Here is a 21,561-nt window from a genome sequence, read left to right as displayed (position 1 = left end):
TGTCCCGTGGCTAAGCGTTGGTACGTTGTGCATGCTTACTCCGGTTACGAGAAGCATGTCATGCGCTCGTTGGTAGAGCGCGTAAAGCTGGCTGGCATGGAAGATGGCTTTGGCGAAATTCTGGTTCCCACTGAAGAAGTGGTTGAAATGCGTAATGGCCAGAAACGCAAAAGCGAGCGCAAGTTCTTCCCAGGTTATGTGCTGGTTCAGATGGATATGAATGAGGGTACTTGGCACTTGGTCAAGGATACTCCTCGGGTGATGGGTTTTATTGGCGGTACCGCTGATAAGCCTGCGGCAATTACAGATAAAGAGGCAGAAGCGATTCTGCGTCGCGTTGCTGATGGTAGCGACAAGCCGAAGCCGAAGACGTTGTTCGAGCCAGGTGAGTCGGTACGTGTCAACGACGGGCCGTTTGCCGATTTTACTGGCACGGTCGAAGAGGTTAACTACGAAAAGAGCCGGATCCAAGTGGCGGTGCTCATTTTCGGTCGCTCTACTCCGGTAGAGTTAGAGTTCAGCCAGGTCGAAAAGGTCTAGCTGAGCAAGCATCCCAACCCCGCAGCCCTAGGCTGTGGGGTTTTGTCGTCACTGGGATAAACGCGCAAGTAACCGGGGAGCCTTTCGAGGCGTTCGAACCCGTAATTGGAGTGCCTCATGGCCAAGAAGATTACCGCTTACATCAAGCTGCAAGTGAAAGCCGCTCAGGCTAACCCAAGCCCACCTGTTGGTCCTGCATTGGGTCAGCACGGCGTGAACATCATGGAATTCTGCAAGGCTTTCAACGCCCGTACTCAGGGTATTGAGCCAGGTCTGCCGACTCCAGTGATCATCACTGTCTATAGCGACCGTAGTTTCACTTTCGAAACCAAGTCTACCCCTGCTTCGGTTCTGCTGAAGAAGGCTGCTGGTCTGACTAGCGGTTCCGCTCGTCCGAACACCGTTAAGGTTGGCACTGTGACCCGTGCTCAGCTGGAAGAAATCGCGAAAACCAAAAACGCGGATCTGACTGCAGCTGATATGGACGCAGCCGTGCGTACTATCGCCGGTTCTGCTCGTAGCATGGGCCTTAACGTGGAGGGTGTGTAATGGCTAAGTTGACCAAGCGTCAAAAGGCTATCGCCGGCAAAATCGAAGCAGGCAAGTCCTACAACTTTGTAGACGCTGCTGCTCTGCTGGCTGAGCTGTCGACTGTCAAGTTCAGCGAGTCGTTCGACGTTGCTGTAAACCTGGGTGTTGACCCGCGTAAATCCGACCAGGTCGTTCGTAGCGCTACTGTGCTGCCACACGGCACTGGCAAGACTGTTCGTGTTGCTGTGTTCACCCAGGGTCCAGCTGCTGAGGCCGCTCTGGCTGCCGGCGCTGACCGTGTAGGTATGGACGATCTGGCTGCCGAAATGAAAGGCGGCGACCTGAACTATGACGTAGTTATCGCATCCCCGGATGCAATGCGCGTTGTGGGTCAGCTGGGTCAGATCCTCGGCCCACGTGGCCTGATGCCTAACCCTAAAGTCGGCACCGTAACTCCAGACGTAGCTACCGCGGTTAAAAACGCCAAGGCTGGTCAGGTTCGTTATCGCACCGACAAAAACGGCATCATTCACACCTCCGTTGGCAAAGTCGGCTTTGATGCCGTCAAGCTGAAGGAAAACGTTGAAGCCCTGATCTCTGATCTGAAGCGTATCAAGCCGGCTTCCTCGAAAGGCATTTATGTCAAGCGCATCACCCTGAGCACCACCATGGGTCCGGGCCTGGTCATCGACCAAGGTTCGCTGGAAGCGTAAGACAAAAATTGGCGCAAGCGATTGCGCCAATTGAAAGATTGGGGTCCCTGCCTGGCGGGGGCTATCCAAGACCGTAGGCGACGCAAGTCTTAAACCTCAAGCCTACGCAGATGGTGCTCCCGGTTCCTTACCGAATCAGACACCAAAACGACATCTGACCTCGGTTGGATGAAACGGTAACAAGCAGGAGTTTTTCCCGTGGCAATTAAACTTGAAGACAAGAAGGCCATCGTCGCTGAAGTCAACAAGGCTGCCCAAGTTGCTCTGTCCGCTGTCGTGGCTGATGCCCGTGGCGTAACAGTAGGCGCTATGACCGGACTCCGTAAAGAGGCTCGTGAAGCTGGCGTATACGTACGTGTTGTACGTAACACCCTGCTCAAGCGCGCCGTTGCTGGCACTCAATATGACGTGCTCAACGACGTGTTCACCGGCCCGACCTTGATTGCATTCTCCAAAGACCATCCGGGTGCTGCTGCCCGTATCTTCAAAGAGTTCGCAAAAGGTCAGGACAAGTTCGAGATCAAGGCAGCTGCGTTCGAGGGCAAGTTCCTCGCAGCTAATCAGATCGACGTACTGGCAAGCCTGCCGACCCGTGACGAAGCAATTTCTCAGCTGATGAGCGTGATTCAAGGCGCAACCAGCAAATTGGCTCGTACTCTGGCGGCTCTTCGCGACCAGAAAGAAGCTGCCGCAGCCTGAGGCTGAGCGACTCCTTTCAGCGTTTATTGTTTATTTCGATGGCCGCGTAGGCTGTCACCCCAATACAGGAATTTATAGTCATGTCTCTGACTAACGACCAAATCATCGAAGCAATCGGCGAAAAATCCGTTCTGGAAATCGTTGAGCTGATCAAGGCCATGGAAGAGAAGTTCGGCGTTTCCGCTGCCGCTGCTTCCGCTGGTCCAGCTGCTGTCGCTGCCGTTGTTGAAGAACAAACTGAATTCAACGTCATGCTACTGGAAGCTGGCGAGAAGAAAGTTAACGTGATCAAGGCAGTACGTGAACTGACCGGTCTGGGCTTGAAAGAAGCCAAGGCTGTAGTTGACGGCGCTCCTGGCATGGTTCTGGAAGCTGTTTCGAAAGACGCAGCTGACAAAGCCAAAGCCACTCTGGAAGAAGCAGGCGCTAAAGTCGAGCTGAAGTAAGCATCGACTTTGCGTCTCCAGCCCGAGCGTTAAGCGAAAGGCTGATGGCTGGTGGCTCTTGCCACCGGCCTTTTTCCGTTATTGGCAGCCGACTGGGTTGGTGCTGATAACGAGCTGTAACCACCCGATGTGGTGGCGCAAACCATGGGGTTTGCACGATTTTCTGGCTGCTCCCGTCGGGAGGGGCCAAACAAGCAGGTGACCAAGCTGGGGAACGCTGATGGCTTACTCATATACTGAGAAAAAACGTATCCGCAAGGACTTTAGCAAGTTGCCGGACGTCATGGATGTGCCGTACCTCCTGGCCATCCAGCTGGATTCGTATCGTGAATTCTTGCAAGCGGGAGCGACTAAAGATCAGTTCCGCGACGTGGGCCTGCATGCGGCCTTCAAATCCGTTTTCCCGATCATCAGCTACTCCGGCAATGCTGCGCTGGAGTACGTCGGTTATCGCCTGGGCGAACCGGCATTTGATGTCAAAGAATGCGTATTGCGCGGTGTAACTTACGCCGTACCTTTGCGGGTAAAAGTGCGCCTGATCATTTTCGACAAAGAATCGTCGAACAAAGCGATCAAGGACATCAAAGAGCAAGAAGTCTACATGGGTGAAATCCCCCTGATGACTGAGAACGGTACCTTCGTAATCAACGGTACCGAGCGTGTAATCGTTTCCCAGCTGCACCGTTCCCCGGGCGTGTTCTTCGACCACGACCGTGGCAAGACGCACAGTTCCGGCAAACTGCTGTACTCCGCGCGCATCATTCCTTATCGCGGTTCGTGGCTGGACTTCGAGTTCGACCCGAAAGACTGCGTATTCGTGCGTATCGACCGTCGTCGCAAGCTGCCTGCATCGGTACTGCTGCGCGCGCTCGGTTATACCACTGAAGAAGTGCTCGACGCGTTCTACACCACCAACGTATTCCATGTGCAGGGCGAAAGTATCAGCCTGGAATTGGTGCCTCAGCGCCTGCGTGGTGAAATCGCTGTTATCGATATTCTCGATGACAAGGGCAAGGTTATTGTCGAGCAGGGTCGTCGTATCACCGCTCGTCACATTAACCAGCTGGAAAAAGCCGGGATCAAAGAGTTGGTTATGCCTCTGGACTACGTCCTGGGCCGCACCACCGCCAAGGTCATCGTGCATCCGGCAACCGGCGAAATCCTGGCAGAGTGCAACACCGAGCTGAACACCGAGATCCTGGCAAAAATCGCCAAGTCCCAAGTTGTTCGCATCGAAACTCTGTACACCAACGATATCGACTGCGGTCCGTTCGTCTCCGACACTCTGAAGATCGACTCCACCAGCAACCAATTGGAAGCGCTGGTCGAGATCTATCGCATGATGCGTCCAGGCGAGCCGCCAACCAAAGACGCTGCCGAGACTCTGTTCAACAACCTGTTCTTCAGCCCTGAACGCTATGATCTGTCTGCGGTCGGCCGGATGAAGTTCAACCGTCGTATCGGTCGTACCGAGATCGAAGGTTCGGGCGTGTTGTGCAAAGAAGACATCGTCGCGGTTTTGAAGACCCTGGTCGACATCCGTAACGGTAAAGGCATCGTCGACGACATCGACCACCTGGGTAACCGTCGTGTTCGCTGCGTAGGCGAGATGGCCGAGAACCAGTTCCGCGTTGGCCTGGTACGTGTTGAGCGTGCAGTCAAAGAGCGTCTGTCGATGGCTGAAAGCGAAGGCCTGATGCCGCAAGACCTGATCAACGCCAAGCCAGTGGCTGCGGCGGTGAAAGAGTTCTTCGGTTCCAGCCAGCTCTCGCAGTTCATGGACCAGAACAACCCGCTGTCCGAGATCACCCACAAGCGTCGTGTATCTGCACTCGGCCCTGGCGGTTTGACTCGTGAGCGTGCCGGCTTTGAAGTTCGTGACGTACACCCGACTCACTACGGCCGTGTATGCCCGATTGAAACGCCGGAAGGTCCGAACATTGGCCTGATCAACTCCTTGGCCGCCTATGCGCGCACCAACCAGTATGGCTTCCTCGAAAGCCCGTACCGTGTGGTGAAAGACGCTCTGGTCACCGACGAGATCGTGTTTTTGTCTGCCATCGAAGAAGCTGATCACGTGATCGCTCAGGCTTCGGCCACGATGAACGACAAGAAAATGCTGATCGACGAGCTGGTAGCTGTTCGTCACTTGAACGAGTTCACCGTCAAGGCGCCGGAAGACGTCACCTTGATGGACGTTTCTCCGAAGCAGGTAGTTTCGGTTGCAGCGTCGCTGATCCCGTTCCTCGAGCACGATGACGCCAACCGTGCGTTGATGGGTTCGAACATGCAGCGTCAAGCTGTACCAACCCTGCGCGCTGACAAGCCGCTGGTCGGTACCGGCATGGAGCGTAACGTAGCTCGTGACTCCGGCGTTTGCGTCGTGGCTCGTCGTGGCGGCGTGATCGACTCCGTTGATGCCAGCCGTATCGTGGTTCGTGTTGCTGATGATGAAGTTGAAACCGGTGAAGCTGGTGTCGACATCTACAACCTGACCAAATACACCCGCTCCAACCAGAACACCTGCATCAACCAGCGTCCGCTGGTGCGTAAAGGTGATCGGGTTCAGCGTAGCGACATCATGGCTGACGGCCCGTCCACCGACATGGGTGAACTGGCGCTGGGTCAGAACATGCGCATCGCGTTCATGGCCTGGAACGGTTACAACTTCGAAGACTCCATCTGCCTGTCGGAACGAGTTGTTCAAGAAGATCGCTTCACCACGATCCACATTCAGGAACTGACCTGTGTGGCACGTGACACCAAGCTTGGGCCAGAGGAAATCACTGCAGACATCCCGAACGTGGGTGAAGCTGCACTGAACAAGCTGGACGAAGCCGGTATCGTTTACGTAGGTGCTGAAGTTGGCGCAGGCGACATTCTGGTAGGTAAGGTCACTCCGAAAGGCGAGACCCAGCTGACTCCGGAAGAGAAGCTGTTGCGTGCCATCTTCGGTGAAAAAGCCAGCGACGTTAAAGACACTTCCCTGCGTGTACCTACCGGTACCAAGGGCACTGTCATCGACGTACAGGTCTTCACCCGTGACGGCGTCGAGCGTGATGCTCGTGCGCTGTCCATCGAGAAGACTCAACTCGACGAGATCCGCAAGGATCTGAACGAAGAGTTCCGTATCGTTGAAGGCGCTACTTTCGAACGTCTGCGTTCCGCTCTGGTCGGCCACAAAGCCGAAGGCGGCGCCGGTCTGAAGAAAGGTCAGGACATCACCGACGAAGTTCTCGACGGTCTTGAGCATGGTCAGTGGTTCAAACTGCGCATGGCTGAAGATGCTCTGAACGAGCAGCTCGAGAAGGCTCAGGCCTACATCGTTGATCGCCGCCGTCTGCTGGACGACAAGTTCGAAGACAAGAAGCGCAAACTGCAGCAGGGCGATGACCTGGCTCCAGGTGTGCTGAAAATCGTCAAGGTTTACCTGGCAATCCGTCGCCGCATCCAGCCGGGCGACAAGATGGCCGGTCGTCACGGTAACAAAGGTGTGGTCTCCGTGATCATGCCGGTTGAAGACATGCCGCACGATGCCAATGGCACCCCGGTCGACGTCGTCCTCAACCCGTTGGGCGTACCTTCGCGTATGAACGTTGGTCAGATCCTTGAAACCCACCTGGGCCTCGCGGCTAAAGGCTTGGGCGAGAAGATCAACCGGATGATCGAAGAGCAGCGCAAAGTCGCTGAGCTTCGTAAATTCCTCGACGAGATCTACAACCAGATCGGCGGTCGTAACGAAGATCTGGATAGCTTCTCCGACCAGGAAATTCTGGATCTGGCGAAGAACCTGCGTGGCGGCGTTCCAATGGCCACTCCAGTGTTCGACGGCGCCAAGGAAAGCGAAATCAAGGCCATGCTGAAACTGGCTGACCTGCCAGAAAGCGGCCAGATGCAGCTGACCGACGGCCGTACCGGCAACAAGTTCGAGCGCCCGGTTACTGTTGGCTACATGTACATGCTGAAGCTGAACCACTTGGTAGACGACAAGATGCACGCTCGTTCTACCGGTTCGTACAGCCTGGTTACTCAGCAGCCGCTGGGTGGTAAGGCTCAGTTCGGTGGTCAGCGTTTCGGGGAGATGGAGGTCTGGGCACTGGAAGCATACGGTGCTGCATACACTCTGCAAGAAATGCTCACAGTGAAGTCGGACGATGTGAACGGCCGTACCAAGATGTACAAAAACATCGTGGATGGCGATCACCGTATGGAGCCGGGCATGCCCGAGTCCTTCAACGTGTTGATCAAGGAAATTCGTTCCCTCGGCATCGATATCGATCTGGAAACCGAATAACACGTGACGCGAATCGAGAGCGGGGCAGGATTGCCCGCTCTCTGCTCCGCCAGGAGGAAAGGCCTTGAAAGACCTACTGAATTTGCTGAAAAACCAGGGTCAAGTCGAAGAGTTCGACGCCATCCGTATTGGATTGGCATCGCCTGAGATGATCCGTTCGTGGTCGTTCGGTGAAGTTAAAAAGCCGGAAACCATCAACTACCGTACGTTCAAACCAGAACGTGACGGCCTGTTCTGCGCCAAGATCTTTGGCCCGGTAAAGGATTACGAGTGCCTGTGCGGTAAGTACAAGCGCTTGAAGCACCGTGGTGTGATCTGCGAGAAGTGCGGCGTTGAAGTCGCGCTGGCCAAAGTTCGTCGTGAGCGCATGGCGCACATCGAACTGGCTTCCCCAGTTGCCCACATCTGGTTCCTGAAATCGCTGCCGTCGCGTATCGGTTTGCTGATGGACATGACCCTGCGTGATATCGAACGCGTTCTCTACTTCGAGAGCTACGTCGTTATCGATCCAGGCATGACCACCCTTGAAAAAGGTCAGCTGCTCAACGACGAGCAGTACTTCGAAGCGCTGGAAGAGTTCGGCGACGATTTCGATGCCCGCATGGGTGCCGAAGCTGTCCGCGAACTGCTGCACGCTATCGATCTGGAACACGAGATTGGCCGTCTGCGCGAAGAAATTCCGCAAACCAACTCCGAAACCAAAATCAAGAAGCTGTCCAAGCGTCTGAAGTTGATGGAAGCCTTCCAGGGTTCCGGCAACCTTCCAGAGTGGATGGTGCTGACCGTTCTTCCGGTTCTGCCGCCAGATCTGCGTCCACTGGTCCCGCTGGATGGCGGTCGCTTCGCGACTTCCGACCTCAACGATCTGTATCGTCGAGTGATCAACCGTAACAACCGCTTGAAGCGCCTGCTTGATCTGTCCGCTCCGGACATCATCGTGCGCAACGAAAAGCGTATGTTGCAGGAAGCCGTCGACGCACTGCTCGACAACGGTCGTCGTGGCCGCGCTATCACCGGTTCCAACAAGCGTCCTCTGAAATCCCTGGCTGACATGATCAAGGGTAAACAAGGTCGTTTCCGTCAGAACTTGCTCGGTAAGCGTGTTGACTACTCCGGTCGTTCGGTAATTACCGTAGGTCCGACCCTGCGTCTGCACCAGTGCGGTTTGCCGAAGAAAATGGCTCTCGAGCTGTTCAAGCCGTTTATTTTTGGCAAGCTGGAAATGCGTGGTCTCGCTACCACCATCAAAGCTGCGAAGAAGATGGTCGAGCGCGAGCTGCCAGAGGTTTGGGACGTTCTCGCTGAAGTGATTCGCGAACACCCGGTTCTCCTCAACCGTGCACCGACCCTTCACCGTCTGGGTATCCAGGCGTTTGAACCGGTACTGATCGAAGGCAAGGCTATCCAGCTGCACCCTCTGGTCTGTGCTGCGTACAACGCCGACTTCGACGGCGACCAAATGGCCGTGCACGTACCGCTGACACTGGAAGCCCAGTTGGAAGCGCGCGCGTTGATGATGTCGACCAACAACATTCTGTCGCCAGCCAACGGTGAGCCAATCATCGTTCCGTCGCAGGACGTTGTATTGGGTCTGTACTACATGACTCGTGAAGCGATCAACGCCAAGGGCGAAGGTCGTGTGTTCGCGGACCTGCAGGAAGTTGACCGTGTGTTCCGTGCCGGCGAAGCCGCACTGCACGCCAAGGTCAAAGTGCGGATCAACGAAACCGTCAACGATCGTGATGGTGGTAGCGTCAAGAACACCCGTATCGTCGACACCACTGTCGGGCGTGCGCTGTTGTTCCAGGTTGTTCCACCTGGCCTGTCGTACGACGTCGTCAACCAGCCGATGAAGAAAAAGGCGATCTCCAAGCTGATCAACCAATGCTACCGCGTGGTTGGTTTGAAAGAGACCGTGATCTTCGCTGACCAGTTGATGTACACCGGTTTTGCCTATTCGACCATTTCCGGCGTTTCCATCGGTGTTAACGACTTCGTTATCCCGGATGAAAAAGCCCGCATCATCGGTGCTGCTACCGATGAAGTGAAAGAGATCGAAAGTCAGTACGCCTCCGGCCTGGTAACCCAGGGCGAGAAGTACAACAAAGTGATCGACCTTTGGTCCAAGGCGAACGACGAAGTTTCAAAGGCGATGATGGCTAACCTCTCGAAAGAGAAAGTCATCGACCGTCATGGCGTCGAAGTCGACCAGGAATCCTTCAACTCGATGTACATGATGGCCGACTCGGGCGCACGGGGTTCTGCTGCGCAGATCCGTCAGCTCGCCGGTATGCGTGGCCTGATGGCCAAGCCGGACGGTTCCATCATCGAAACGCCGATTACTGCGAACTTCCGTGAAGGTTTGAGCGTACTTCAGTACTTCATCTCCACGCACGGTGCTCGTAAAGGTTTGGCGGATACCGCGTTGAAAACTGCGAACTCCGGTTACCTGACTCGTCGTCTGGTAGACGTTGCGCAGGATCTGGTAGTAACCGAGATCGATTGCGGCACCGAACATGGTCTGGTAATGACTCCGCACATTGAAGGCGGTGATGTTGTTGAGCCGCTGGGTGAGCGCGTATTGGGTCGTGTTATTGCCCGTGACGTGTACAAGCCAGGGACCGAAGAAATCATCGTTCCTGCCGGCACGCTGGTAGACGAGAAGTGGGTTGAGTTCATCGAGCTGAACAGCATCGACGAAGTGATCGTGCGTTCGCCGATCAGCTGCGAAACCCGCTATGGCATTTGCGCCAAGTGCTACGGCCGTGACTTGGCTCGTGGTCACCAGGTGAACATCGGTGAAGCGGTCGGCGTTATCGCTGCCCAGTCCATCGGTGAGCCGGGTACCCAGCTGACCATGCGTACGTTCCACATCGGTGGTGCGGCAAGCCGGACCTCCGCAGCCGACAGCGTTCAGGTGAAGAATGGCGGTACCGTCCGTCTGCATAACCTGAAGCACGTTGAGCGAGTGGATGGTTGCCTGGTTGCTGTGTCCCGTTCCGGTGAGCTGGCGATCGCTGATGACTTCGGTCGTGAGCGCGAGCGTTACAAGCTGCCGTACGGTGCTGTGATTTCGGTTAAAGAAGGTGACAAGGTCGACGCTGGCGCAATCGTGGCCAAGTGGGATCCGCACACTCACCCAATCGTTACCGAAATGAAAGGTACCGTGACCTACGTGGGCATGGAAGAAGGCATCACGATCAAGCGTCAGACTGACGAATTGACCGGTATGACCAACATTGAAGTACTCGACGCCAAAGACCGTCCAGCTGCCGGTAAAGATATCCGTCCTGCTGTGAAGATGGTTGATGACAACGGCAAGGATCTCTTGCTGCCGGGTACCGACGTAATTGCTCAGTACTTCCTGCCTGCCAACGCCCTGGTCGGCGTGGCGGACGGTGCGAAAATCGCGATCGGTGATGTTATCGCTCGTATTCCGCAAGAGACTTCGAAAACCCGTGACATCACCGGTGGTCTGCCGCGTGTTGCCGACTTGTTCGAAGCCCGTCGTCCGAAAGAAGCCTCGATTCTGGCTGAAGTCAGCGGCACCATCGCGTTCGGTAAAGAGACCAAAGGCAAGCGCCGTCTGGTCATTACCCCGAACGACGGTAGCGATCCGTACGAAGAGCTGATTCCGAAGTGGCGTCACCTGAACGTCTTCGAAGGCGAACAGGTAAACCGCGGCGAAGTTATCTCCGACGGCCCAAGCGATCCACACGACATCCTGCGTCTGCTGGGTGTGAGTGCGCTGGCCAAGTACATCGTGAACGAGATCCAGGACGTTTATCGTCTGCAAGGCGTGAAGATCAACGACAAGCACATCGAGACCATCCTGCGTCAGATGCTGCGTAAAGTTGAAATCGCTGAATCCGGCGATTCCACTTTCATCAAGGGCGACCAGATGGAATTGACTCACGTTCTGGTAGAGAACGAGCGTCTGGCTGGCGACGAGAAATTCGTTTCCAAGTTCACTCGCGTGCTGTTGGGTATCACCAAGGCGTCGTTGTCCACCGAATCGTTCATCTCGGCGGCTTCCTTCCAGGAAACCACTCGCGTACTGACCGAAGCGGCGGTAACCGGCAAGCGCGATTACCTGCGCGGCCTGAAAGAAAACGTGGTCGTGGGTCGTCTGATCCCGGCCGGTACCGGTCTGGCTTATCACAGCGAGCGCAAGCGTCGCCGTGAAGCTGACAAACCGTTGCGCGTAAGCGCCAGTGAAGTGGAAGCTGCACTGACCGAAGCACTGAACTCGAGCGGTAACTGAGTTCTGCAGTAAATAAGCGTGGGGCCCCGGCCTCTCCGTTAATCGAATCGAGACAATTTGTCGAGATTGGATAAGCGGAGAGGTTGGGGCCTTGCCTTGACTGGGGGCAAGATCCTCTTTAGACTCTTGTACCCCTAAATTTGGCGGGAATTCGTTCCTGCCATTTTGCTTTTCTTGCAAGACAATAGCGTCGCAAGACAACAGTGGAGCTAGTAGATGGCAACTATCAACCAGCTGGTACGTCAGCCGCGTAAGCGTATCGTCGAGAAATCCGACGTGCCTGCGCTGCAGAACTGCCCGCAACGTCGTGGCGTATGCACCCGTGTGTATACCACCACGCCGAAAAAACCTAACTCGGCACTGCGTAAAGTATGCCGTGTGCGTCTGACCAACGGTTTCGAGGTTTCCTCGTACATCGGCGGTGAAGGCCACAACCTGCAAGAGCACAGCGTGGTACTGATCCGCGGCGGTCGTGTAAAAGACTTGCCAGGTGTTCGTTACCACACCGTGCGCGGTTCTTTGGATACTTCCGGCGTTAAAGGTCGTAACCAGGGTCGTTCGAAGTACGGTACCAAGAAGCCTAAGTAGTAGTGGCTTTTTGTAAAAACTGATTTTCTATTTTTCTGAGTCGATAAGAGTAAGGTCGGAGGCGTCCCGTAAGGGGACCGATTCCGAGCGAACCTGAAGACCGTTTGAGGGCTTATCCATGCCAAGAAGACGCGTAGCAGCCAAGCGCGAAGTGCTTGACGATCCAAAATACGGAAGCCAAATCCTGGCCAAGTTCATGAACCACGTTATGGAAAGCGGCAAGAAAGCCGTTGCCGAGCGTATCGTTTATGGCGCGCTGGACAAGGTTAAAGAACGCAAGAACAGCGATCCCCTGGAAATCTTCGAGAAAGCTCTCGACGCCATCGCTCCGCTGGTCGAAGTAAAGTCGCGCCGTGTAGGCGGTGCTACTTACCAGGTTCCGGTCGAAGTTCGTCCGTCCCGTCGTAACGCTCTGGCAATGCGCTGGTTGGTAGACTTCGCCCGTAAGCGCGGCGAGAAGTCTATGGCCCTGCGTTTGGCTGGCGAACTGTTGGACGCTGCTGAAGGTAAAGGTGCTGCAGTTAAGAAGCGTGAAGACGTGCACCGTATGGCTGAAGCTAACAAAGCTTTCTCGCACTACCGCTTCTAATTTTAGCGTCACTAATTTTGCGAGGGCTTTATGGCTCGTACAACACCGATTAATCGCTACCGTAACATTGGTATCGTTGCTCACGTGGATGCTGGTAAAACCACCACCACCGAGCGCGTCCTTTTTTACACTGGCAAAAGTCACAAGATGGGCGAGGTGCATGACGGCGCCGCGACCACAGACTGGATGGTTCAGGAGCAGGAGCGTGGTATTACCATTACTTCTGCTGCTATTACCGCCTTCTGGCAGGGTTCCGAGAAGCAGCACAAAGACCAATACCGCTTCAACGTCATTGACACTCCGGGCCACGTTGACTTCACCATTGAAGTTGAGCGTTCCCTGCGTGTTCTCGACGGCGCGGTCGTTGTGTTTTGTGGTACCTCGGGCGTTGAGCCTCAGTCGGAAACCGTATGGCGTCAAGCCAACAAATACGGCGTTCCACGTCTTGTTTACGTAAACAAGATGGACCGTGCAGGTGCGAACTTCCTGCGCGTGATCGGTCAGATCAAGCAGCGTCTGGGTCACACCCCGGTGCCAATCCAGTTGGCTATCGGTTCCGAAGACAACTTCCAGGGTCAGATCGATCTGATGGCCATGGAAGCTGTTTACTGGAATGATGCTGACAAAGGCATGGTTCCAGTTCGCAAGCCTATCCCTGCTGAACTGCAGGAATTGGCTGACGAGTGGCGCGGCAACATGGTTGAGGCTGCGGCCGAAGCCAGCGAAGAGCTGATGAACAAGTACCTCGAAGGTGAGGAACTCACCAACGCGGAAATCAAGGCCGCTCTGCGTCAGCGTACTATCGCTGGTGAGATCGTTCTGGCTGTTTGCGGTTCTTCCTTCAAGAACAAGGGCGTTCCCCTGGTTCTCGACGCCGTTATCGATTACCTGCCTGCACCAGTTGATATTCCTGCCATCAAGGGTACTGACCCGGATGACGAGACTATCGACCTGGAACGTCACGCAGATGACAGCGAGCCGTTCTCGGCTCTGGCTTTCAAAATCGCTACCGACCCATTCGTGGGTACCTTGACGTTCGTCCGCGTTTACTCGGGCGTGTTGGCCTCCGGCGACGGCGTGATCAACTCGGTCAAGGGCAAGAAAGAGCGTGTGGGTCGTATGGTGCAAATGCACGCAAACGCCCGTGAAGAAATCAAGGAAGTACGCGCTGGTGACATCGCGGCCTTGATCGGCATGAAGGACGTCACCACTGGTGAAACTTTGTGCGACGCTGCTAAGCCAATTATTCTGGTTCGCATGGACTTCCCGGAGCCGGTTATTTCGGTTGCCGTAGAGCCTAAGACCAAGGACGACCAGGAAAAAATGGGTGTCGCTCTGGGCAAACTCGCTCAGGAGGATCCATCTTTCCGCGTCAAGACTGATGAAGAGACTGGTCAAACGATCATCTCTGGCATGGGCGAGTTGCACCTGGACATCCTGGTTGACCGGATGCGCCGTGAGTTCAACGTCGAAGCCAACATCGGCAAGCCTCAGGTTTCCTATCGTGAGCGCATCACGAAGAACTGTGAAATCGAAGGTAAGTTCGTTCGTCAATCCGGCGGTCGTGGCCAGTTTGGTCACTGCTGGATTCGTTTTGCGCCTGCTGACGAAGGTCAGGAAGGTCTGCAATTCGTGAACGAAGTAGTGGGTGGTGTGGTTCCTAAGGAATACATCCCGGCTATCCAGAAGGGTATCGAAGAGCAGATGAAGAACGGCGTTGTCGCCGGCTATCCGCTGATCGGCCTGAAGGCTACCGTGTTTGACGGTTCTTACCACGACGTCGACTCCAACGAGATGGCGTTTAAGGTGGCCGCTTCCATGGCGACCAAGCAACTGGCCCAGAAGGGCGGTGGTGAGTTGCTTGAGCCGATCATGGCGGTAGAGGTTGTTACGCCTGAAGACTATATGGGTGACGTGATGGGCGACCTTAACCGTCGTCGCGGCATGATCCTGGGTATGGAAGACACGGTTTCCGGCAAAGTGATTCGTGCCGAGGTTCCGTTGGGTGAGATGTTCGGTTACGCAACCGACGTTCGCTCCATGTCCCAAGGTCGCGCAAGCTACTCTATGGAATTCAAAAAATACAATACAGCTCCGTCGCATATCGTCGAAACTGTTACCAAAAAACAAGGCTGATTCAGCCCCTTTAGGCTAGGAGTTAATTGTCGTGGCTAAAGAAAAATTTGTACGTGACCTCCCGCACGTTAACGTTGGCACCATCGGTCACGTTGACCACGGTAAAACCACGCTGACCGCTGCTCTGACTCGCGTCTGCTCCGAAGTTTTCGGTTCGGCTGCTGTTGCTTTCGACAAAATCGATAGCGCACCGGAAGAAAAGGCTCGTGGTATCACCATCAACACCGCGCACGTTGAATACAACTCGCTGATCCGTCACTACGCTCACGTTGACTGCCCAGGTCACGCTGACTATGTGAAGAACATGATCACCGGTGCTGCTCAGATGGACGGCGCTATTCTGGTTTGCTCGGCCGCTGATGGTCCGATGCCACAAACCCGTGAGCACATCCTGTTGTCCCGTCAGGTTGGCGTTCCGTACATCGTTGTCTTCCTGAACAAGGCTGACATGGTTGACGACGCTGAGCTGCTGGAGCTGGTTGAGATGGAAGTGCGCGATCTGTTGAGCACTTACGACTTCCCGGGTGACGACACTCCGATCATCATCGGTTCGGCTCTGATGGCTCTGAACGGCCAAGACGACAACGAAATGGGCACCACTGCCGTTCGTAAACTGGTTGAGACTCTGGATAGCTACATCCCAGATCCAATTCGTGTTATCGACAAGCCGTTCCTGATGCCAATCGAAGACGTATTCTCGATCTCCGGTCGCGGTACTGTTGTAACTGGCCGTATCGAGCGCGGTATCGTCAAGGTTCAGGATTCGCTGGAAATCGTTGGTCTGCGTGACACTGTTGTCACCACCTGCACCGGCGTTGAAATGTTCCGTAAGCTGCTCGACGAAGGTCGTGCTGGCGAGAACTGCGGCGTGCTGCTGCGCGGCACCAAGCGTGACGACGTTGAGCGTGGCCAGGTTCTGGTCAAGCCAGGTTCGGTTAAGCCGCACACTACCTTCGAAGCTGAAGTGTACGTGTTGAGCAAAGAAGAAGGCGGTCGCCACACTCCGTTCTTCAAAGGCTACCGTCCACAGTTCTACTTCCGGACCACTGACGTGACCGGTAACTGCGAACTGCCGGAAGGCGTTGAAATGGTAATGCCAGGCGACAACATCAAAATGGTTGTCACCCTGATCAAAACCATCGCAATGGAAGATGGTCTGCGTTTCGCTATTCGTGAAGGCGGTCGTACCGTCGGCGCTGGCGTCGTAGCCAAAATCATCGCCTAAGCGTTGATTGATGAAAAAGCCCCCGCTTGCGGGGGCTTTTTTATTGGGTTGACACTCGGTTGGCCCGTCTATAGAATTGCGCCTCCTTTTAACGGGCGTATTGCGCTCGGTGGGAATAGCAGCCGGAGTCTGAAATCCAATGCAAAATCAGCAAATCCGTATCAGGTTGAAGGCTTTTGACCATCGCCTGATCGACCAATCCACCCAGGAAATCGTGGAAACCGCGAAACGTACTGGTGCTCAAGTGCGTGGTCCAATTCCACTGCCTACCCGTAAAGAGCGGTTCACCGTTCTGGTCTCCCCGCACGTCAACAAAGACGCGCGTGACCAGTACGAGATCCGTACTCATAAGCGCGTTCTGGACATCGTCCAGCCAACGGATAAAACCGTTGATGCGCTTATGAAGCTTGATCTTGCGGCCGGTGTGGAAGTGCAGATCAGCCTCGGCTAAGACTCGGTCTTAGTCGTGTAACGCTCTGAAATGGGCGGCCATAGCGGGTGAAAGCCCCGTACACTCATGAGGTTTACAACATGACTATTGGTGTAGTCGGTCGTAAATGCGGTATGACCCGTATTTTCACCGAAGAAGGTGTCTCCATTCCGGTCACGGTCATTGAGATCGAGCCGAATCGCGTCACCCAGTTCAAAACTGAAGAGACCGATGGCTATCGTGCAGTGCAAGTCACTGTAGGCGAGCGTCGTGCTTCGCGTGTTACAGCTGCTCAAGCTGGCCACTTCGCTAAGGCGAACGTTGCCGCTGGTCGTACCGTAATGGAATTCCGTCTTGAAGAAGGCGAGTACCAGGCCGGCGATCTGATCAACGCTGAAATCTTCGCCGCTGGTCAACTGGTTGATGTAACCGGTCAGTCCAAGGGTAAAGGCTTCCAGGGTACGATCAAGCGTTGGAACTTCCGCGGGCAAGATAATACCCACGGTAACTCCGTGTCCCACCGCGTTCCAGGCTCTATCGGCCAGTGCCAGACTCCTGGTCGTGTATTCAAGGGCAAAAAAATGTCCGGTCATATGGGCGCTGAGCGCGTGACCGTGCAGTCCCTCGAAGTAGTGCGCGTGGACGCTGAACGCAATCTGTTGTTGGTCAAGGGCGCTGTTCCTGGCGCTACTGGCGGCAACTTGGTTGTACGTCCAGCAGCCAAGGCTCGCGGTTAAGGGGAAGCTGACATGCAATTAAATGTAAATGACGCTCAAGCGATCGAAGTTTCCGAACTGACATTTGGCGGCGAATTCAACGAGACGCTGGTTCACCAAGCAGTCGTGGCCTACATGGCCGGCGGCCGTCAAGGTAGCAAGCAGCAAAAGACCCGTTCCGACGTTCGTGGTGGCGGTAAGCGCCCATGGCGTCAGAAAGGTACTGGCCGTGCTCGTGCCGGTACTATCCGTAGCCCAATCTGGCGTGGCGGCGGTACCACTTTCGCAGCTCGTCCTCAGGATCACACCCAGAAGCTGAACAAGAAGATGTATCGCGCAGCAATGCGTTCCATCCTTGCTGAGCTGGTGCGTACTGATCGTCTGGTTGTGGTTCAGGACTTCGCTGTTGATGCACCGAAGACCAAAGATCTGCTGAACAAACTGACCGGCATGGGCCTGACTGACGTCTTGATCGTGTCTGAAGTGGTTGATCAGAACCTGTACCTGGCTGCTCGCAACCTGCCACACGTTGATGTACGTGACGTGCAAGGTTCCGATCCAGTTAGTCTGATCGCATACGACAAGGTGTTGATCACCGTGTCGGCCGTGAAGAAATTCGAGGAGCTGCTGGGATGAACCAGGAACGCGTATTTAAAGTTCTGCTTGGCCCGCACGTTTCCGAGAAGGCTACGGTTCTGGCTGACAAGAAAGGCCAGTTCGTTTTCAAGGTTGCAACTGACGCAACCAAGCTGGAAATCAAGAAGGCCGTCGAAAGCCTGTTCAGCGTGAAAGTAGAGCGTGTTACTACCCTGAATGTTCTGGGTAAGAGCAAGCGCACTGCTCGCGGTCTGGGCAAGCGTAATGACTGGAAGAAGGCAGTTATCTCCCTTCAGCCAGGCCAAGATCTCGATTTCAGCAGCAGTGCTGAGTAAGGAAGGGGTGCATCATGGCAATCGTTAAATGCAAACCGACTTCCCCTGGCCGCCGTTTTGTGGTCAAGGTGGTCAACCAGGAGCTCCATAAAGGCGCTCCTCACGCACCGCTGCTCGAGAAAAAATCGAAGACTGGTGGTCGTAACAACAATGGTCGCATTACCACTCGTCACATCGGTGGTGGCCATAAGCAGCATTATCGTCTGGTCGATTTCCGTCGCAACGACAAAGATGGCATCTCTGCCACTGTCGAGCGTATTGAATACGATCCAAACCGTACTGCTCACATCGCTCTGCTGCTGTACGCAGATGGCGAGCGTCGCTACATCATCGCCCCTAAAGGCGTGAGTGCTGGCGACCAGCTGATCGCAGGTGCTCTGGCACCGATCAAGCCGGGCAACGCTCTGCAACTGCGTAACATTCCAGTTGGTAGCACCGTACACGGCATCGAATTGAAGCCAGGTAAAGGCGCGCAAATCGCTCGTTCCGCTGGTGCTTCGGCTCAGCTGATCGCTCGTGAAGGTGTCTACGTGACCCTGCGTCTGCGTTCTGGTGAGATGCGTAAAGTGCTGGCTGAATGCCGCGCGACCCTGGGTGAAGTCTCGAACTCCGAGCACAGCCTGCGTTCGCTGGGTAAGGCTGGTGCCAAACGCTGGCGTGGCGTTCGCCCAACCGTTCGTGGTGTTGCCATGAACCCGGTTGACCACCCACATGGTGGTGGTGAAGGTCGTACCTCTGGTGGTCGTCATCCGGTATCGCCATGGGGCTTCCCGACTAAGGGCGCGAAGACTCGTGGTAATAAGCGTACCGACAAAATGATCGTCCGTCGTCGCAAGTAAATAGAGGGATACGACAGTGCCACGTTCTCTGAAAAAAGGTCCTTTTATTGATCTTCACCTACTGAAGAAGATCGAAGTGGCGGCGGAAAAGAACGATCGCAAACCAGTTAAAACCTGGTCGCGCCGTTCCATGATCCTGCCACAAATGGTCGGTTTGACCATTGCAGTGCATAACGGTCGTCAACATGTTCCAGTTCTCGTGAACGAAGACATGGTCGGCCACAAACTAGGCGAGTTTGCCGGTACCCGCACATATCGTGGGCACGTGGCAGACAAGAAAGCCAAGCGTTAAGGGGTAAGGAACGATGGAAGTAGCCGCTAAGTTGTCGGGCGCTCGAATCTCCGCCCAGAAAGCCCGCTTGGTCGCCGACCAGATCCGCGGGAAGAAGGTGGGCGAAGCGCTCAACCTGTTGGCTTTCAGCAGTAAGAAAGCCGCCGAGATCATCAAGAAAGTGCTGGAGTCGGCCGTAGCCAACGCCGAGCATAACGAAGGCGCAGACGTTGATGACCTTAAAGTCAGCACCGTTTTCGTCAACGAAGGGCGTTCGCTGAAGCGAATCATGCCACGTGCCAAAGGCCGTGCTGATCGCATCGTCAAGCGGTCTTGCCATATCACTGTCAAGGTTGCTGACAAGTAACGGAGTCGAAGAGATGGGTCAGAAAGTACATCCCATTGGCATTCGCCTGGGAATCGTCAAGGAGCACACCTCCGTCTGGTACGCAGACGGTCGGACTTATGCGGACTATTTGTTCGCTGATCTGAAGGTGCGCGAGTATCTCCAAGACAAACTAAAAAGCGCGTCCGTAAGCCGTATCGATATCCATCGTCCGGCTCAGACTGCACGTATCACCATCCACACCGCTCGTCCAGGTATCGTTATCGGGAAGAAAGGTGAAGATGTTGAGAAACTGCGTCAGGACCTGACCAAGCAAATGGGTGTGCCTGTGCACATCAATATCGAAGAGATCCGTAAGCCGGAGCTCGACGGTATGCTGGTTGCGCAGAGCGTAGCTCAGCAGCTGGAGCGTCGCGTAATGTTCCGTCGCGCTATGAAGCGCGCTGTTCAGAACGCCATGCGCATTGGTGCCAAAGGCATCAAAATCCAAGTGAGCGGTCGTCTCGGCGGTGCTGAAATCGCACGTACTGAATGGTATCGCGAAGGTCGTGTGCCACTGCACACCCTGCGTGCCGACATCGACTATGCCAACTACGAAGCTCACACCACTTATGGTGTGATCGGTGTAAAGGTTTGGATCTTCAAAGGCGAAGTAATTGGTGGTCGCCAAGAAGAACTGAAACCACAAGCACCAGCGCCTCGTAAAAAAGCTGCTAAGTAAGGGGTACGCCAAATGTTGCAACCAAAGCGTACGAAGTTCCGCAAGCAGATGACTGGCCACAACCGTGGCTTGGCTCAGCGCGGTAGCAAAGTCAGCTTCGGCGAATATGCGCTGAAGTCTGTAGCTCGTGGTCGTCTCACCGCTCGTCAGATCGAGTCAGCGCGTCGTGCACTGACCCGTCACGTTAAACGTGGCGGCAAGATCTGGATCCGTGTATTCCCGGACAAGCCTGTAACCAAAAAGCCACTCGAAGTTCGGATGGGTAAAGGTAAGGGTAACGTCGAATACTGGGTTGCCCAGATTCAGCCAGGCAAAGTCCTGTATGAAATCGAGGGTGTTACTGAAGAGCTGGCGCGTGAGGCTTTTGCCCTGGCTGCTGCAAAGCTGCCGCTCGCCACCGCCTTTGTTAAACGGACGGTGATGTGATGAAAGCGAATGAACTTCGTGAAAAATCCGCACAGCAGCTGAACGAGCAACTGCTCGGCCTGCTGCGCGACCAGTTCAATCTGCGTATGCAGAAAGCAACTGGCCAGTTGGGGCAGTCTCATCTGCTCTCGCAAGTTAAACGTGACATCGCTCGCGTGAAGACTGTGCTTAACCAGCAGGCAGGTAAGTAATCATGGCTGAAGCCGAAAAAACTGTCCGTACGCTGACTGGCCGTGTTGTCAGCGACAAGATGGACAAAACCATCACCGTTCTGATCGAGCGTCGCGTTAAGCACCCGATCTACGGTAAATACGTTAAGCGTTCGACTAAGCTGCACGCGCACGACGAAACCAATCAGTGCCACATCGGCGACAAAGTCACTATTCGTGAAACTCGTCCTTTGGCCAAGACCAAGTCTTGGGCGCTGGTTGATGTTCTCGAACGCGCTGTGGAAGTCTAAGGACTAGGGGTCGGAGAAATTATATGATTCAGACTCAATCCATGCTCGATGTGGCCGATAACAGCGGCGCTCGCCGTGTTATGTGCATCAAGGTGCTGGGTGGCTCCCATCGTCGTTACGCTGGTATCGGTGACATCATCAAAGTTACCGTGAAGGAAGCAATTCCTCGCGGTAAAGTGAAAAAAGGCCAAGTGATGACTGCTGTTGTAGTCCGCACTCGCCACGGCGTTCGCCGTGCTGATGGCTCCATTATCCGCTTTGATGGCAACGCTGCTGTTCTTTTGAACAACAAGCAAGAGCCGATCGGCACCCGTATCTTTGGGCCAGTGACCCGTGAACTTCGTACTGAGAAGTTCATGAAGATCGTCTCGCTCGCCCCAGAAGTGCTGTAAGGA

At 54.9% G+C, this 21,561-nt stretch carries 23 protein-coding genes; all 23 read left to right on the top strand.

Going from position 1 to position 21,561, the window contains the following annotated elements; genetic code table 11:
• Positions 1–6 precede the first annotated feature (6 nt).
• Positions 7–540 carry a transcription termination/antitermination protein NusG gene (gene nusG / locus ACYZT7_RS29210; RefSeq protein ID WP_282379324.1) on the top strand — a complete coding sequence of 178 codons (534 nt, stop codon included), beginning with the start codon at positions 7–9 and terminating at the stop codon, positions 538–540.
• A gap of 117 nt (positions 541–657) precedes the next feature.
• Entirely contained in the window at positions 658–1,089 is a 432-nt protein-coding gene (rplK, locus tag ACYZT7_RS29205; RefSeq protein ID WP_003210097.1) for a 50S ribosomal protein L11, read from the top strand.
• Positions 1,089–1,784 (top strand): 50S ribosomal protein L1, encoded by a 696-nt coding sequence (gene rplA / locus ACYZT7_RS29200; protein WP_128872506.1) that lies wholly within the window; start codon positions 1,089–1,091, stop codon positions 1,782–1,784. Before rplK ends, rplA begins: the two co-directional genes overlap by 1 nt.
• Positions 1,785–1,982: 198 nt before the next feature.
• The gene (gene rplJ / locus ACYZT7_RS29195; RefSeq protein ID WP_008145489.1) at positions 1,983–2,483 is read left to right on the top strand and encodes a 50S ribosomal protein L10; all 501 of its coding nucleotides are present in this window, start codon (positions 1,983–1,985) and stop codon (positions 2,481–2,483) included.
• 80 nt (positions 2,484–2,563) lie between these two features.
• A complete protein-coding gene (gene rplL, locus ACYZT7_RS29190; RefSeq protein WP_010467258.1) occupies positions 2,564–2,929 on the top strand; it encodes a 50S ribosomal protein L7/L12 in 366 nt (121 codons plus the stop codon).
• A 220-nt stretch (positions 2,930–3,149) separates the two neighbouring features.
• Positions 3,150–7,223 carry a DNA-directed RNA polymerase subunit beta gene (gene rpoB, locus ACYZT7_RS29185; protein WP_462039176.1) on the top strand — a complete coding sequence of 1,358 codons (4,074 nt, stop codon included), beginning with the start codon at positions 3,150–3,152 and terminating at the stop codon, positions 7,221–7,223.
• Between the two features lie 64 nt (positions 7,224–7,287).
• Positions 7,288–11,487: a DNA-directed RNA polymerase subunit beta' gene (gene rpoC, locus ACYZT7_RS29180; RefSeq protein ID WP_462039175.1), complete on the top strand. Its 4,200-nt coding sequence runs from the start codon at positions 7,288–7,290 to the stop codon at positions 11,485–11,487.
• Positions 11,488–11,703: 216 nt separating this feature from the next.
• A complete protein-coding gene (rpsL, locus tag ACYZT7_RS29175; RefSeq protein WP_002555494.1) occupies positions 11,704–12,075 on the top strand; it encodes a 30S ribosomal protein S12 in 372 nt (123 codons plus the stop codon).
• A 118-nt stretch (positions 12,076–12,193) separates the two neighbouring features.
• Positions 12,194–12,664: a 30S ribosomal protein S7 gene (rpsG, locus tag ACYZT7_RS29170; protein WP_010490886.1), complete on the top strand. Its 471-nt coding sequence runs from the start codon at positions 12,194–12,196 to the stop codon at positions 12,662–12,664.
• A 30-nt stretch (positions 12,665–12,694) separates the two neighbouring features.
• Positions 12,695–14,800 (top strand): elongation factor G, encoded by a 2,106-nt coding sequence (fusA, locus tag ACYZT7_RS29165; protein WP_283181874.1) that lies wholly within the window; start codon positions 12,695–12,697, stop codon positions 14,798–14,800.
• A 31-nt stretch (positions 14,801–14,831) separates the two neighbouring features.
• Positions 14,832–16,025, top strand: a complete 1,194-nt coding sequence (gene tuf / locus ACYZT7_RS29160; protein WP_282379303.1) for an elongation factor Tu — start codon at positions 14,832–14,834, stop codon at positions 16,023–16,025.
• Positions 16,026–16,164: 139 nt separating this feature from the next.
• Positions 16,165–16,476, top strand: coding sequence for a 30S ribosomal protein S10 (gene rpsJ, locus ACYZT7_RS29155; RefSeq protein WP_003186070.1), 312 nt, complete (start codon positions 16,165–16,167; stop codon positions 16,474–16,476).
• Positions 16,477–16,556: 80 nt separating this feature from the next.
• Positions 16,557–17,192, top strand: coding sequence for a 50S ribosomal protein L3 (rplC, locus tag ACYZT7_RS29150; protein WP_003186059.1), 636 nt, complete (start codon positions 16,557–16,559; stop codon positions 17,190–17,192).
• 12 nt (positions 17,193–17,204) lie between these two features.
• Positions 17,205–17,807, top strand: coding sequence for a 50S ribosomal protein L4 (gene rplD, locus ACYZT7_RS29145; protein WP_007896707.1), 603 nt, complete (start codon positions 17,205–17,207; stop codon positions 17,805–17,807).
• The gene (gene rplW, locus ACYZT7_RS29140; protein ID WP_002555488.1) at positions 17,804–18,103 is read left to right on the top strand and encodes a 50S ribosomal protein L23; all 300 of its coding nucleotides are present in this window, start codon (positions 17,804–17,806) and stop codon (positions 18,101–18,103) included. Before rplD ends, rplW begins: the two co-directional genes overlap by 4 nt.
• A 14-nt stretch (positions 18,104–18,117) precedes the next feature.
• Positions 18,118–18,942 (top strand): 50S ribosomal protein L2, encoded by an 825-nt coding sequence (gene rplB / locus ACYZT7_RS29135; RefSeq protein ID WP_003176423.1) that lies wholly within the window; start codon positions 18,118–18,120, stop codon positions 18,940–18,942.
• A 16-nt stretch (positions 18,943–18,958) separates the two neighbouring features.
• Positions 18,959–19,234: a 30S ribosomal protein S19 gene (gene rpsS, locus ACYZT7_RS29130; protein ID WP_002555486.1), complete on the top strand. Its 276-nt coding sequence runs from the start codon at positions 18,959–18,961 to the stop codon at positions 19,232–19,234.
• A 13-nt stretch (positions 19,235–19,247) separates the two neighbouring features.
• The gene (gene rplV / locus ACYZT7_RS29125; protein ID WP_003210077.1) at positions 19,248–19,580 is read left to right on the top strand and encodes a 50S ribosomal protein L22; all 333 of its coding nucleotides are present in this window, start codon (positions 19,248–19,250) and stop codon (positions 19,578–19,580) included.
• Between the two features lie 13 nt (positions 19,581–19,593).
• The gene (gene rpsC / locus ACYZT7_RS29120; RefSeq protein ID WP_003176422.1) at positions 19,594–20,280 is read left to right on the top strand and encodes a 30S ribosomal protein S3; all 687 of its coding nucleotides are present in this window, start codon (positions 19,594–19,596) and stop codon (positions 20,278–20,280) included.
• A gap of 12 nt (positions 20,281–20,292) precedes the next feature.
• On the top strand, positions 20,293–20,706 hold the full coding sequence (gene rplP, locus ACYZT7_RS29115; RefSeq protein ID WP_461966594.1) for a 50S ribosomal protein L16: 414 nt from the start codon (positions 20,293–20,295) through the stop codon (positions 20,704–20,706).
• Positions 20,706–20,897 carry a 50S ribosomal protein L29 gene (gene rpmC, locus ACYZT7_RS29110; protein ID WP_002555481.1) on the top strand — a complete coding sequence of 64 codons (192 nt, stop codon included), beginning with the start codon at positions 20,706–20,708 and terminating at the stop codon, positions 20,895–20,897. The genes rplP and rpmC overlap by 1 nt, the downstream gene beginning before the upstream one ends.
• Before the next feature lie 2 nt (positions 20,898–20,899).
• Complete coding sequence (gene rpsQ / locus ACYZT7_RS29105; RefSeq protein ID WP_003176419.1) at positions 20,900–21,166, top strand: 30S ribosomal protein S17; 267 nt, start codon at positions 20,900–20,902, stop codon at positions 21,164–21,166.
• A gap of 23 nt (positions 21,167–21,189) precedes the next feature.
• Complete coding sequence (gene rplN, locus ACYZT7_RS29100) at positions 21,190–21,558, top strand: 50S ribosomal protein L14 (RefSeq protein ID WP_002555479.1); 369 nt, start codon at positions 21,190–21,192, stop codon at positions 21,556–21,558.
• Positions 21,559–21,561: the final 3 nt, after the last annotated feature.

This window comes from Pseudomonas sp. RT4P38, assembly GCF_054897765.1.
Note: the sequence above shows the minus strand (reverse complement) of the source record. Positions and strands in the feature narration are given on the sequence as shown.